Consider the following 13,889-nt stretch of genomic DNA (forward strand, 5'->3'; position numbering starts at 1 on the left):
GGCCCGCCAAGTACCTGCAGCCAAAGGATTTCGCCCGTGCCGGTTGGGCTCGGTCGGGCGCAGGCGCCTAGGGCAACACTGATCGAATCCCTCCTGGCCTTGATCAGTGGTCGCGAGTCCGGCACATGTCCGGGCTCGTTCGGCCGCTACGCGGCGACGCCTTCGCTTCGCTCGGTCACGCTGGATCAGGCGCGTGCGTGCTCGATCCGCGGGCGCGCCCTCCATGGCGCGCGGCAAGGCTGAATTCTTCAGCGTTGCCTCAGGCGCCCACGCACAGCCCGGCGGCGGCCTCGAAGGCGCGCAGCACCTCGGCGCCGCTGGCGGCGCGCTGGAAGGCGCAGCCGGGGCGCGCGAGCTCGCTCACCAGCCCGCGCATGCAGACCGCGTTCTCGCGCTTGCCGGCACCCAGCCAGGACTCGCCCTCGGTCGACGCGAAGCGGTGCAGCTCTTCGAGATAGCGGGTCTGGGCGTGCAGGAGGAATTCGCGGCAGGGCTGGGCCGAGTTCGCCGCGCCCAGGCGACGACCGGCGCGCATCTCGCGTTCCTCGGCCAGTTCACGCGCGCTGCGCAGCAGCGAACCGAAGGGTTCGCCAACGTTAGCGGTATCGAGATCGGCGGCAATGCAGGCCAGATGCAGGCCACGCCGCGCGCAGGCCCGGGCGCCAAGTGCGGGATCGCGCAGCGTCAGCCACTGCGGCAGCCGCGGCGCCAAGGCGCCACCGCCGGCCACCAGCTCGGCGCTGTTCTCGGACCCCTCGGGATCGGGCTCGCTGGGTGCGGGGCGGGCATCGAAGGTGCTGCCGGCGATCATCAGCTCCAGCGCCTGGTACAGGTGCGGTTCGCGCTCCGCGCTGAAGCCGCAGACCGCGAGAATGCGGAAGGCCTCGGCGATGCTGGCGATTTCGTTGGCACCGACCGGCGCTTCGTGGTGGCCGTGCTCACGCTGGCGCAGATCATGGGTGGCGGCGAACAGCTCAAGCGCGAGCCAGTCCTCGTGGCCCAGCTCGGCAGCGGCCCGATGCGCGTACAGCGCGTCGATGCGCGGCAGCAGCACATCCAGCGCGTGGCCTTCGTTGTGGTAAGCGTGGAAATCGTCGCCAAAGCGGCCGTGGCGCAGACCGAGGCGGGCGACGCCCAAGGCGATGGCGGCTTCGATGCCTGCAATGCGGCCGTCGCCGGCCGGGCCGAAGCGTCGCGCCCACTCGGCGTGCCGACGGCGCAGGCGCGGCAGAAGTTCTGGCAGTTCGCGTTCGATCAGGGCAAACGCCGAGGCCGCGTCCGGCAGCTGCCGCTCGGTCTCGTCGACGGGATAGGCATCGCCCAGGTCCAGGATCATTGGCGCCGCGGCTGCAAAGTTCGGCCGGAGTATAGGCGCGAAAACGGCCGGAGCGCGTTGGCACTCCGGCCGTCAGGTTCGCCGCTGTCGGTGGGGCTCAGCCGCGTCGCGGCTCGTACACCGCGGCGTGGATGCAGGCCAGCAGGTTGGCGATCCAGCCGCCGAGGGTGAAGGTCACCAGCCACAGGATGCCGGCCAGCACCAACCAGAACAGGGCCCACAGCACCCGGCCCTGCACCAGCTGGCCCAGGCCCGGGATGAACAGGCTGCACAGCGCGGCGATGACATTGCCGCCGGATCCGCGTCCACTCATCGATCGCTCTCCTTGGTTTCGATGGGTCCGGCCGTCGAGCCTGTGAGACACCAGACGCTTCCCGGCCGGGCCCGCCCCGACGCAGCCGGCCCGCTTCGCGTGACCGGCCGCGTTCAGCGTGGGGCAGGCTTCAGTTGCCGACCGGCTTGTTCTTCAGGTGCTGGTCGAGGAAGGTCAGCATCGCGCCGTAGCCGCGGATCTGGTTGGCTTTCTTCGAGAAGCCGTGGCCCTCGTCCTCGAACAGCACGTATTCGACCGGCACGCCGTTCTTGCGCACGGCTTCAACGATGTCGTCGCTCTCGGCCTGGATCACCCGCGGGTCGTTGGCGCCCTGCAGCACCATCAGCGGCTTCTTGATCTTGTCGGCATGGAACAGGGGCGAGGTCTCGATCAGGAAGTCGCGCTGCGTGGTCGGGTTGCCGATCTCCTGGTAGAGCGCCTCGCGCGCACTTTCCCAGTAGGGCGGGATGCTCTCCAGCGTGCGCAGCCAGTTCGACACGCCGAAGATGTTGACGCCGACGTCGAACTCGTCCGGGTGGAAGGCAAGGGCCGCGAGCGTCATGTAGCCACCGTAGCTGCCGCCGGCGATGCCGATGCGCTCGGGGTCGACGTAGGGCAGGCTGGCCAGGTACTTCTTGGCCTCGATGCAGTCCCACAGCGGCTCGCGGCCGTGCTTGCCGTCGTCGGCGGTGAAGAAGGTCTTGCCGTAGCCCGAACTGCCGCGGTTGTTTATGCCCAGCACCACATAGCCGTGGTTGGCCAGGAACTGCAGCACCGCGCTGTAGGCGCGGGTGGTCTGGCCGCCGGGGCCGCCGTGCACCCAGACGATCGCCGGCGCGCGGTTCTCGGCCGTGGCCTGGTGCGGTTTCCACAGGATGTTTGGAATCTCCATCCCGTCGAAGCTCTTGAAGCGCACCACTTCGGTCTGCACCAGGTCTTCAGGCTGGATCTTCGGGTTCAGCGAAGTGGTGAGCCGCACCGGTTCGCTGGCCGCGAAGTCCAGCACGTAGAGGTCGCTGGGCTGGCGGTCGCCGTTGACGTAGAAGGCCATGCGGTCTTCGCTGCGGGCGATGGTGATGCCGCGGATCTCGCCCGAGGGCAGCTCGGGCAGGGCCTTGGCGGCGCCGGTGGCGGCGTCGTACAGCTCGACCTGGGTGCTGCCGTCGACGTTGACCGCAGTCACGCGGTACTTGCCGTCGTGGCTGAAGTAGCTGGCGACGATGTCCCAGTCGGCGGCCTGCACTTCCTCGTGCGTGCCGTCGGTGAGGCTCATGCGGCGCAGGCGCATGAACTCGGTGCCCTCATTGGTCGTGTAGTACAGCCAGCCCGAGTCGCGGCTGAAATCCTGGGCCGCGACCTGGGCGCGCTGGTCGGGGTTGGACACCTCGCGCATCTCGCCGCTGGCGACGTTGCGCACCCACAGCTGGTTCTCGCTGGTGGTGAGCGACTTCGACAGCGCCATCCAGCGCTGGTCGGGCGAGATGACGCCGGGCTCGTAGCCCTCGTCGTTCTGGAACAGCAGCTCGGCGCTGTAGTCCTTGGCCGAATAGCGGTAGACGTCGAAGAAGCGCGGGTCGCGGCCGTTGTGGATGACGAAGAAGCTCTCGCCATCGTGGCTGAAGCCGCCGAACTCGGCGCGCAGGTTCTCGCCCGGGGTGAGGTCGCGCTCGCTGCCGTCGGCCTCGATCACGTAAAGATGGTTGAGTTCGTTGCCGTCCTGGTCGCGGGTGATCAGGCGGCGGTCGTCCTTCGGGAAGAAGGCCACGCCATAGCTGTTGTCGGTGGTGCTCGTCGTGACGGCCTTCCACTCACCGCCGCCGACCGGCATCTCGTAGACGTTCCAGACGCCGCTGCGGTTGGACGAGAACAGGATGCGCGACTCGTCAGAAGAGAACGAGGCGCCGGCTACCGACACGGTGTCGACGAAATCCTCGATGCTGTACTGCTGGGTCGGTCGCGCGACGGCGGGCGCGGCGGCCGGCGCCGGGCTCGCGGCGGGTGCGCTGGCCGCGGGCGGCGCCTCGCGGCTGCCACAAGCGGCAAGCGCGAGCACGGCGGCGAGCGCCAGTGCGCTGCGTCCAACGAGCACGGCGGCGAGCGCCAGTGCGCTGCGTCCAAGCGTGGAGAACGACGTGGGGTTCTGCGTGGACCTTGGCATGGCGCGACTCCCTTCGACGGTGGGGGCCGCACTGTAGCAAGGCAGGACAGCGCATCCAGTGCCGGAAGCGGTACGGCTGCTAACGTAGTGCACCCGTCTGCTGCGACTGGCCATGAACCCGCGCCCTCCGAAACCTGCCCCGCGCCCGCTGCCGCCGCGTCCGGGCGAGCGTCCGCGACCCAAGCCGCCGGGCCCACCCGGCCGTGCGCCTGCGCCGGCAGCGCCCATCGAGCGCTACAGCAGCGCCTGGTGGCGCGAGCGCCTGCCGCATTGGTGGACGCTGGTGCGCGCGGATCGCCCGATCGGCTGGCTGCTGCTGCTGTGGCCGACCCTGTGGGGGCTGTGGCTGGCGGCCGAGGGCGTTCCGCCGCTGGGAACGCTGCTGATCTTTGCTGCGGGCGTCTGGCTGACGCGCTCGGCCGGCTGCGTGATCAACGACTACCACGATCGTTGGCTGGATGGTGCAGTCGCACGCACCCGCGAGCGGCCGATCGTCAGCGGCGCGGTGCCCCCGCGCGAGGCGCTGGGGGTGTTCGCGGTGCTGATGGCGGTGGCCTTCGTGCTCGTGCTGTTCACCAATGCGCTGACCATCGGGCTGGCGTGCATCGCTGCGGTACTGGCCGCGACCTACCCGCTGCTGAAGCGCTACACCTTCTTTCCGCAGGTCTATCTGGGCATCGCCTTCGGCTGGTCGATCCCGATGGGCTTTGCCGCAGTCACCGGCGAAGTGCCGCCGCTGGCCTGGCTGCTGTTCCTGGCCAATGTGCTGTGGAGCACCGCCTACGACACCTGGTACGCCATGGTCGACCGCGAGGACGATCGCCGCGTGGGCGCGAAGTCGACGGCGATTCTGCTCGGCGACGCGGACCTGATCGGCATCGGCGTGCTGCAGGCGAGCTTCCTGCTCACCCTGATGCTGGTGGGCCAGCGCGCCGAGTTGGGCCTGTACTGGAACCTCGGCCTCGCCGTGGCGGCGGCACTGATCGCCTGGCAGTTCTGGCAGGCCCGCAGCCGCGCGCGCGAGGCCTGCTTCAAGGCCTTTTTGCACAACAACTGGGTCGGCCTAGTGGTGTTCGCCGGCGCGGTCATCGATCTGGGGCTCGGCAAGTCCTAGCGTGGCCGCTTGGCGGGGCGACCGAGGCAAGGGTCCAGCGCCGGTGGGTCAAGACCCACCCTATGGGGTCACGGGTGTCTCAAGCGGTGGGTCAAGTCCCACCCCATCGGGTTCGAGGGTGTCGCGATTGGTGGTGCGAACCCAACCCGAGGGATAGGGGAACCATAGGGTGGGTCTTGACCCACCGTGGCGGTGATTCTTACCCCGGTCATCCCGTGTCGCATCGTCCTAGACGCCTTCGTGGACGCCTGATTGCCGGGGCGACCCGAGCACCCCGGTTCGGCTGCGCGGCGTGCCTTCGGCTTTGAAGCCCGGTTCGGCAACAGCCCGGGGCCGTGCGTGTGTTGGACCGAGGCGAGCGTCCAGCGCCGGTGGGTCAAGACCCACCCTATGGGTTCGCACGCTCTTCCATCGCGGGGCACGACCCACCCCGGGTGCCGTTGCGCACGCGGACGTTCGCGACGGTCAGCGCCTGCCGCCCAAGGGCGCCCGCGCCACCGCCAGCACCCGCACCTCGATCGCACCGGCGCGCCGGCAGGCGCGGCTGGCTTCGAGCATCGAGCTGCCGGTGGTGATCACGTCGTCGATCAGCAGCACCCGCTGGCCGCGCATTGCGGCGCTGGCGGCAAAGGCCCCGCGCAGGTTGCGCCGACGCGCGCGCGCATCCAGGCCGGTCTGCGGTGCGGTGGCGCGAACCCGCTGCAGCCAGTCCTGCCGCAGCGGCAGATCGAACGCGCGCGCCAGCGGCCGCGCCAGCTCCAGCGCCTGGTTGTAGCCGCGTTCGGCCAGCCGCGTTCGATGCAGGGGCAGCGGCACCAGGGCGTCGACGCCTGCGGTCAGCGCAGGCAGTCGCGGGTCTTCGAGCAGCAGATCCGCCAGCACGCGACCGGCCGCCAGATCGCGGGCGAACTTGAAGCGCGGCAGCCAGCGGTCGAGCGGATCGTCATACACGAAGGGCGCCAGCGCCGCGCTCGCCGGCGGCGGGCGCTTGAGGCAGCGCCCACAGGCCGGCGCCGGCTGCGCGATCGGCAGCGCGCAGCGCGGGCAGGCGCAGGCGTTGTGGGGCAGTGAATCGCGGCAGTCGGCGCAGAGGTCGCGGCTGTCTGCGCCCGGCGCCCCACAGTGCAGGCAGCGCGGCGGCAGCAGCAGCCGAGTCAAGGCCTGCAGCGGGCGACGCCAGCTCCATACGCCGGCGTTCACTGCAGAACGCCCGGAAGCGCCGAGTTGACAGGCACAGCAGGGGTTTCCAGACTTCCGCCTCTTTGTCCGCGCTGTCCGCGGGGAGTTTCACGCATGGCTTCCGCCCTCCGTCACGACTGGACCCGCGAAGAAGTGGTCGCGCTGTTCGCGCTGCCCTTCCACGAGCTTCTGTTCCGCGCTGCAACCGTCCACCGCGCGCATTTCAACCCGGATGAGGTGCAGATCTCCACTCTGCTGAGCGTCAAGACTGGCGGCTGTCCCGAGGACTGCAGCTACTGCCCGCAGGCCGCGCGCTATGCCACCGGCCTGAACGCGCACAAGCTGATGGAGCTCGACGCCGTGCTGGAGAAGGCGAAGGCCGCGAAGGCGGCCGGTGCGACCCGCTTCTGCATGGGCGCGGCCTGGCGCTCGCCGAAGGACCGCGATGTCGAGAAGGTCGCCGCCATGATCGAAGGCGTCAATGCGCTGGGCCTTGAGACCTGTGCCACGCTCGGCATGCTGACGCCCGAACAGGCCGAGCGCCTGAAGACCGCGGGGCTCGCCTACTACAACCACAACCTCGACACCGCGCCGGAGTTCTACGACAGCGTGATCCGCACCCGCGAGTACCAGGATCGCCTGGACACGCTGGAGCAGGTGCGCCGGGTCGGCATGAAGACCTGCTGCGGCGGCATCGTCGGCATGGGCGAGACCCGCGAGCACCGCGCCGGCCTGCTGCAGACCCTGGCCAACATGGCCGAACATCCGGACTCGGTGCCGATCAACCGTCTGGTGCAAGTGCCCGGCACGCCGCTGCACGGCACCGATCCCATCGACCCGCTGGAGTTCGTGCGCACGATTGCGGTGGCCCGCATCCTGATGCCGGCTTCGATGGTGCGCCTCTCGGCCGGCCGCGAAGACATGAGCGACGAGCTGCAGGCGCTGTGTTTCATGGCCGGCGCCAACTCGATCTTCTACGGCGAGAAGCTGCTCACCACCGGCAACCCGGACACGCAGAAAGACCAGGCCCTGTTCGCACGTCTGGGCTTGAAGCCGATGCCCGCGCCCGCCCACGGCGAGCACGTGCATGTCGATCTGAACGCCGTCGACTCGGCGGCCTGATCGCCATGGCCCGGCCGTCGCTACTCACCGCGCTGGCCGAGGCCCGCGGCGTGCGCGCCGCCCAGAAGCGCTCGCGCACCCGGCGCACGATCGAGCGCGCCGAGGGTACGCGGGTCTGGATCGACGGCCGCGAGCTGATCAACTTCTGCAGCAACGACTATCTGGGCTTGGCCCGCAGCCTCGACGCCACCGCCGCGCTGCAGGAATCGACTGCCTGGCACGGCGTTGGCAGCACGGCTTCGCACCTGGTCTGCGGCCACCACGCCGAGCATGCCGCGCTGGAGGCCGAGCTGGCGGCCTTCGTCGGCTATCCCAAAGCCCTGCTGTTCGGCTCCGGCTATCTGGCCAATCTCGCTGTGCTGCAGACCCTGCTGGGTCGCGATGACCTCTGCGTGCAGGACCGGCTCAACCATGCCTGCCTGCTGGATGGGGCCAAGCTCGCCGGCTGTGAACTGAAGCGCTACCCGCACGCCGATGCCGAAGCCGCCCTGCGCCAGCTGCGCTCGCGCCCCGAAGCGGCCGCCCTGCTGGCGACCGACGGCGTGTTCAGCATGGACGGCGATCTCGCCCCGCTGAAGGACCTGGCGCTCATCGCCCGCGCCGAGAACGCCCTGCTGTTCGTGGACGACGCCCACGGCCTCGGCGTGGTCGGCCCCGGCGGGCGCGGCTCGGTGGCCGCTGCCGGGCTCGGCGTGAAGCAGGTGCCCTTGCTGATGCTGACGCTCGGCAAAGCGCTGGGCAGCTACGGCGCGGCCGTCTGCGGTCCGGCTGAGGTGATCGATGCGCTCGCCGAAAGCGCGCGGCCCTATCTGTTCACCACGGCCCTGCCGCCCGCGGTTGCCGCCGCCACCCGCGCCAATCTGCGCGCGCTGCAGAACGAACCCTGGCGGCGCTACCACCTGGCGGCGCTGATCTCGCGCTTCAGCCGCGGCGCCCGCCGCCTGCGGCTGCCGATGATCGAATCCAGCACGCCCATCCAGCCGCTCCTGCTCGGCGACGAAGCGCGCGCCCTGCATGCCGCCCGGGAACTGGAAGCCCGCGGCCTCCTGGTCAGCGCGATCCGTCCGCCGACCGTGCCGGAGGGCAGCGCACGCCTGCGCATCACCCTGTCGGCGGCGCACAGCGATGCGGATGTGGATCTCCTGCTGGCGGCGCTGGCCGAGCTGGGATTGGAGAAGCGCGAACCGCAGACCGGGGATTCGGGATCGGCTGGTGCGCGCGGTGAACGTTTGGCCGAGGCTGCGCCGGAAGCCTGAGCTTCGGCCTGTGTGGCTCCGCGAGCCACCTGCAGGTTGCAGGTCCGCGCCTTGGACAGCCCCTCATCCGGCGCTGCGCGCCACCTTCTCCCGTGGGGAGAAGGGCAGCGGGCGTCGACCCTTTGCGCGATCGCGCGGACCATTCCCGCACGCCGGTGGTCGGCCTACTGGCGTCGCCCAGTCCAGAATCTGCGCCAATCTGAAACGCTCGATCCCGAATCCCGAATCCCGAATCCCGAATCCCGAATCCCGGCTCTCCATGCACATCGAACTACAGGGCCACGGCCCACCGCTCGTCCTCCTCCACGGCTGGGCCATGCACAGCGGCGTGTTCGCGCCGCTGATCGAGCGCCTGTCCGAACACCATGAACTGCACCTGGTCGATCTGCCCGGTCATGGCTACAGCACCGAGCGCGACGACCTCGATCTCGCCAATGCCGCCGCGCGCATCGCCCAGGTTGTGCCACCCGCGCCCTGGCTGGGCTGGTCCCTGGGCGGGCAGATCGCGCTGCAGGCGGCGATCGAGCAGCCGGGCCGCGTGCTGGGCCTGATCGCCATCGCCAGCTCGCCGCGCTTCGTGCGCGGACCGGATTGGCCGCAGGCGGTCTCGCCGGAAATCTTCGAGCAGTTCGCCGACGAGCTGGGGCGCGACTACCGCGGCACGCTGGAGCGTTTTCTGAGTCTGGAGGCGATCGGCAGCGAGCACGGTCGCGAGGTGCTGAAGATCCTGCGCGCCTGCGTGTTCGAACGCAGCGAGCCGGCGCAGGCCGCGCTGCTGCAGGGCCTGGCCATGCTCGGCCACGTCGACCTGCGCGAAGAGCTGCGCACGCTCGACGTGCCCAGCCTGTGGATCGCCGGCCGCCGCGATCGCCTGGTCCCGCCCGCCGCCATGCGTGCCGCCGCCGAGCTGCAGCCCGGCGCGCGCTACCTGTGCATCGAGGGCGCGGGGCATGCGCCCTTCGTCAGCCACACGGACGACTGCCTGAGAGCCATCCTCGAGTTTGTGGATGGGATGGCTTGATGTCCGAGCTGCTGCTCGCACGTCCTTGCACGGCATGTAGGTAGAGGCGTGAGCGCCGACCGGAGTGAGGAGCACCCTGTCTGATTTGACAGGTGGCTCTGTTCCTGAGGGGGGGCTAGGCTGCTGGCGCGGCCGAAGGCACGGCCGCGTTCGAGATAATCATGGAGATGTTCAGATGAAAAATTCACAGCATGGACTTTGTTTGGCGCTCTTGCTCGGGCTGTCTGCGCCGGCAGCGTTTGCGACGGATCAAGCCTTGGATGGCGCCACCGCGGCGGTCGAAGAGCGCGGTGAAATCAGGTTGATTGGAGGTCCGAAATCTGCCGCCTACCGGTACGTGCTTCCCTATACCGGCCCGAACACCCATATCGCTGAAGAAGTGTCGATCTCGGTAGCGTTTCCCAAAGGCGTCGAAATCGAGAGCATCGGTGCGGTGGTGCCGTCACGGCCGGTCGTCCACAGGCCCCGCGAGCAGACGCCGAAGAACTCTCCCATTCCGGGCGGTCCGGATCCGATTGGTTCCGGCATCAGTCTGGGCGACAGGACCAACACTCACATTCTTGGCCACTGCTTCGATGTCGGCCATAGGCCAATGCCTGGAAACATTCAGTATGAGTGGACCTGGCAGAATCGAGTCGACACCGACGGCGATAACAAGCCTGACAGTGATCCGGGCTGGGTGCTCACCGGCGTCAAAATAGAGTTCCCCGTGGTGAATTCCGAGATCTGCTGAGTCTCGGAACGCGTCACGCGAAACGGCATGACCTCGACCGCCTTCTGGGCGGTCGAGGTGTTTGATGAGTCGCGAAGCGGCTCTACTCCTCCACCCCCGCCGGCCCGCGCTCCGCATACGTCGGCGGCTTGCGCCACTGCGTGGCCTGTTCAAACGCATACGCATAGCCGATCAGCTTGGCCTCGCTGAACTTCGCGCCGAACAGGGTCAGGCCCACCGGCAGGCCGTGCACTTGGCCCATCGGCACGCTGATGCTGGGATAGCCCGAAATCGCCGCCATGCCCGAGCTGCCGCCGCTGGGGCTGTCACCGTTGACCCAGTCGACGCGCCAGGCCGGCCCGGTGCTGGGGCCGATCAGCGCATCGAGATCGTGTTCGGCCATCGCCGCATCGATGCCCTCCGGCCCCGCGAGTCGACGCGCGTCGTCGCGCGCGCGCAGGTAGGCGGGCGCCTGCGTGCCGCCGCTGGCTGCGGCCTGCTCCATCCACTGCTGGCCGAACCAGCGCAGCACCGTGTCGGCGCGCGCGCTGTTGAAGGCGATGACCTCGTCAATGGTCTTCACCGGCACGCCGCTGCGGGTGGCGAGGTAGGCGTTCAGATCGTCGCGGAACTCATGCACCAGCACGGTCAGCTCGTTGCCCGAAGCCTCGGCGCGGGTCGGCAGGCTCACCTGGTCGACGATCTCCGCACCGGCCGCGCGCAGGGCCTCGATGGCCGCCTCGAAGCGCGCGTCGACGCCGCGGTGGAACCCGGCCAGCTCGCGCACCACGCCGATGCGCGCGCCTTTCAGCGCGCCCGCATCCAGCGCCGCGAGGTAGTCGACGTCAGGCGCGCCGCTGTCCACCGTCGATGCATCACGCGGATCACTGCCCGCAATGGCCTGCAGCAGCAGGGCCGCATCGCGCACGCTGCGCGCCATCGGCCCGGCGGTGTCCTGGCTGCTGCTGATCGGCACGATGCCGGCGCGGCTGACGAGGCCGATGCTCGGCTTGATCCCGACAAGTCCATTGACCGAACTCGGACAGAGGATGCTGCCGTCGGTCTCGGTGCCGATCGTCGCTGCGGCCAGACTGGCTGCCGCTGCCGCGCCGCTGCCCGAGGACGAGCCGCAGGGCGAGCGCTCCAGCGCATACGGATTCTTCGTCTGCCCACCGCGGCTGCTCCAGCCGCTGCTGCTGCGGCGACCGCGGAAGTTGGCCCACTCGCTGAGGTTGGTCTTGCCGAGGATCACCGCGCCGGCCTCGCGCAGGCGCGCGGCGACGGTGGCGTCCTGCGCGGCGGGCTCGCCCACCAGGGCGATCGAGCCGGCCGAGGTCTGCATCGCGTCGCCGGTGTCGATGTTGTCCTTCAGCAGGATCGGTATCCCGTGCAGAGGCCCGCGCAGCGTGCCCGCAGCGCGTTCGGCGTCGAGTGCTTCGGCGATCTTCAGCGCGTCCGGGTTCAGTTCGATGACGGCGTTGATCCGCGGCCCCGCACGGTCGATGCGCTCGATGCGCTCAAGGTAGGCGCGCACCAGGTCCTGTGAACTGACCGTGCCGGCGGCCTGCGCTGCCGCCAGTTCCGCAAGGCTGCGTTCTTCCACGGCGAACTCGGCGCGCGCCGCGGCCGGCAGTGCAAGGCAAGCGATCCACAGCAGGCAGGTGAGCTTGGGCATGGCGGTGCTCCAACGGGGCCGGCGCAGTGTGCGCGCAGGCGCGCCGGCTGACGCGTGACGGAGGGCAGGGGCGCTGCGCCTGGCAACCCGGCGGGCTGTTTACGCAACGTTTACGCCATCGCACCGGTTTTGCCATCGAAGCGCTACGCCGGCTGCGCGGATGCTGGCGGCGCCAGATCGCGGCGCCACAGCGGAGACTTCGATGACGCTGAACCTTTGGGCTTTGAGTCCGGCGCCGTGCCTGCGCCCGGGCGCCCGGCTCACGATCAGGGGCAGGGCGCGGGCATGAGCGCGATCCTGCTCGTCTACGCGCTTGCGATTCTGTTCGCCCTGCCCTTGGGCTACTGGCTTTCGCGCGTGCTGCGCACCGCGCCCATGCCCGGCGATCGCGTCTTCGGCCTCATCGAAAAGCCGATCTACGCCGCGCTCGGGGTCGATCCAGCGCGCGGCATGCGCTGGCAGGGCTACGCCCGCGCCTTCGTGCTCAGCAACCTGGCGCTGGGCGCGCTGGTGCTGGCGATCCTTCTCCTGCAGCACCGTTTGCCGCTGAACCCGGACGGGGTCGGGCCGCTGTCCTGGGACCTCGCCCTGCACACGCTGGTGAGTTTCCTCACCAACACCAATCAGCAGCACTACGCGGGCCAGGCGCAGCTGTCGTACCTGTCGCAGCTGGCGGGCATCGTGACGCTGCAGGTGGTGACGCCGATGATGGGCCTCGCCATCGCCGCGGCCATGCTGCGCGGCTTGCTTGGCGGCCGCAACGCAGCCACCGCCAAGGAAGGTGACGCGCGCGACGTCGGCAACTACTACACCGACGTCGTGCGTGTGACGGTGCGGGCCTTCCTGCCGGTGGCGCTCGGCGTGTCGCTGCTGCTGACCTGGCAGGGCGTGCCCTCCACGTTCGCGGCTGCGGTCAAGGTCACGCCGATCGACGCCACCGCCGGTCGTGCGGATCAGGTGATTCCGCTCGGCCCGGTCGCGCCGATGGTGGCGGTCAAGCAGCTCGGCACCAACGGTGGCGGCTGGTATGGGCCGAATTCGGCGCTGCCGCTGGAGAACCCGACGCCGCTGTCGAACCTCGTGCAGACCGTGTCGATCCTGGTGTTCCCGATGGCCGCGGTGTTCATGATCGGCGGGCTCAGCGGGCGGCGGCGGCTGGCGCTCATGGCCTTCGGCAGCATGCTGCTGATGTCGGCAGGGCTGACCGGTCTGAGCGTCTGGGCCGAGCAGGCGCCCAACGCCGCGGCGGCGGGGCTGGCCGCGGCTGCACCGAACCTCGAGGGCAAGGAGCTGCGCTTCGGCAGCGAGGCCTCGGCGCTGTGGACGGCCGTGACCACGCAAACCTCGAACGGCTCGGTCAACGCCATGCACGATTCGCTCAACCCGCTGGCCGGCCTCGCCGCCATGGCAGGCATGCTAGTCAACTCGGTCTGGGGCGGCATCGGCTGCGGGCTGGTCAACTTCTTCGTCTACGTGCTGCTGGCGGTGTTCCTTTCCGGCCTGATGATCGGCCGCACGCCGGAGCTGTTCGGCCGCAAGCTTGAGGTGCGCGAGATGCGGCTCTTGTCGGTGCTGATCGTGCTGCAGCCCCTACTGGTGCTGGGCTTCACCGCGGTGACGCTGGCCGTGCCCGCGCTCAGCGGCCACAGCCACCCCGGCTCGCATGGCCTCTCGCAGGTGTTCTACGAGTACACCTCGGCGTTCGCCAACAACGGCTCCGGCTTCGAGGGCTTAAGCGACGCCACGCCCTGGTGGAACCTGAGCTGCGTCGTCCTGCTGCTGGCCGGTCGCTACGCCGGCTTGCTGATCCCGCTGGCGATTGCCGGTTCGCTCGCCACGAAGCGCGTCGCGCCCGCGAGTCCGGCATCGCTGGATATCGAGGGCCCGGTGTTCGCGGCCACCCTGCTCGCAGTCATCGTGCTGCTCACCCTGCTGTGCTTTCTGCCTGTGCTCGCGCTGGGCCCGATCGCCGAGCACCTGGCGCTGGGCGCCTGAGGACTTGC

11 protein-coding genes are annotated in these 13,889 nt (G+C 69.5%); 6 read left to right on the top strand and 5 right to left on the bottom strand.

The genetic code is table 11. The annotated features are described in order from the left end of the window. Positions 1-259: 259 nt before the first annotated feature. The 3 genes from H4O13_17085 to H4O13_17095 all read right to left on the bottom strand — a co-directional run bounded on the left by H4O13_17085 (position 260) and on the right by H4O13_17095 (position 3,807). Positions 260-1,336 (bottom strand): hypothetical protein, encoded by a 1,077-nt coding sequence (locus tag H4O13_17085; protein ID MBE5317110.1) that lies wholly within the window; start codon positions 1,334-1,336, stop codon positions 260-262. 97 nt (positions 1,337-1,433) lie between these two features. Further along, complete coding sequence (locus H4O13_17090) at positions 1,434-1,649, bottom strand: hypothetical protein (GenBank protein MBE5317111.1); 216 nt, start codon at positions 1,647-1,649, stop codon at positions 1,434-1,436. Positions 1,650-1,779: 130 nt separating this feature from the next. Further along, a complete protein-coding gene (locus tag H4O13_17095) occupies positions 1,780-3,807 on the bottom strand; it encodes a S9 family peptidase (protein MBE5317112.1) in 2,028 nt (675 codons plus the stop codon). 112 nt (positions 3,808-3,919) lie between these two features. Here H4O13_17095 and ubiA point away from each other — a divergent pair, with 112 nt between their 5' ends. Next, the gene (gene ubiA / locus H4O13_17100) at positions 3,920-4,921 is read left to right on the top strand and encodes a 4-hydroxybenzoate octaprenyltransferase (protein ID MBE5317113.1); all 1,002 of its coding nucleotides are present in this window, start codon (positions 3,920-3,922) and stop codon (positions 4,919-4,921) included. Positions 4,922-5,386: 465 nt separating this feature from the next. Here the strand turns inward: ubiA and H4O13_17105 are convergent, their stop codons facing one another. Continuing rightward, positions 5,387-6,121, bottom strand: coding sequence for a ComF family protein (locus H4O13_17105; protein ID MBE5317114.1), 735 nt, complete (start codon positions 6,119-6,121; stop codon positions 5,387-5,389). Positions 6,122-6,214: 93 nt separating this feature from the next. On the opposite strand from H4O13_17105, the gene bioB reads away from it, so the two are divergent. From bioB to H4O13_17125, 4 genes are all read left to right on the top strand, one after another. Continuing rightward, on the top strand, positions 6,215-7,222 hold the full coding sequence (gene bioB / locus H4O13_17110) for a biotin synthase BioB (protein ID MBE5317115.1): 1,008 nt from the start codon (positions 6,215-6,217) through the stop codon (positions 7,220-7,222). A gap of 5 nt (positions 7,223-7,227) precedes the next feature. Next, positions 7,228-8,478 carry an 8-amino-7-oxononanoate synthase gene (gene bioF / locus H4O13_17115; GenBank protein MBE5317116.1) on the top strand — a complete coding sequence of 417 codons (1,251 nt, stop codon included), beginning with the start codon at positions 7,228-7,230 and terminating at the stop codon, positions 8,476-8,478. 259 nt (positions 8,479-8,737) lie between these two features. After that, entirely contained in the window at positions 8,738-9,499 is a 762-nt protein-coding gene (gene bioH, locus H4O13_17120) for a pimeloyl-ACP methyl ester esterase BioH (protein ID MBE5317117.1), read from the top strand. A 175-nt stretch (positions 9,500-9,674) separates the two neighbouring features. Beyond that, positions 9,675-10,232 carry a hypothetical protein gene (locus tag H4O13_17125; protein MBE5317118.1) on the top strand — a complete coding sequence of 186 codons (558 nt, stop codon included), beginning with the start codon at positions 9,675-9,677 and terminating at the stop codon, positions 10,230-10,232. Positions 10,233-10,314: 82 nt separating this feature from the next. On the opposite strand, the gene H4O13_17130 is transcribed toward H4O13_17125, so the two are convergent. Beyond that, the gene (locus H4O13_17130; GenBank protein ID MBE5317119.1) at positions 10,315-11,886 is read right to left on the bottom strand and encodes an amidase; all 1,572 of its coding nucleotides are present in this window, start codon (positions 11,884-11,886) and stop codon (positions 10,315-10,317) included. A 285-nt stretch (positions 11,887-12,171) separates the two neighbouring features. Between H4O13_17130 and kdpA the strand changes: the two genes are divergently transcribed. Next, entirely contained in the window at positions 12,172-13,881 is a 1,710-nt protein-coding gene (gene kdpA / locus H4O13_17135) for a potassium-transporting ATPase subunit KdpA (GenBank protein ID MBE5317120.1), read from the top strand. Positions 13,882-13,889 lie beyond the last annotated feature (8 nt).

This window comes from Lysobacterales bacterium, assembly GCA_014946745.1.
GTDB lineage: Bacteria > Pseudomonadota > Gammaproteobacteria > Xanthomonadales > Xanthomonadaceae > Aquimonas.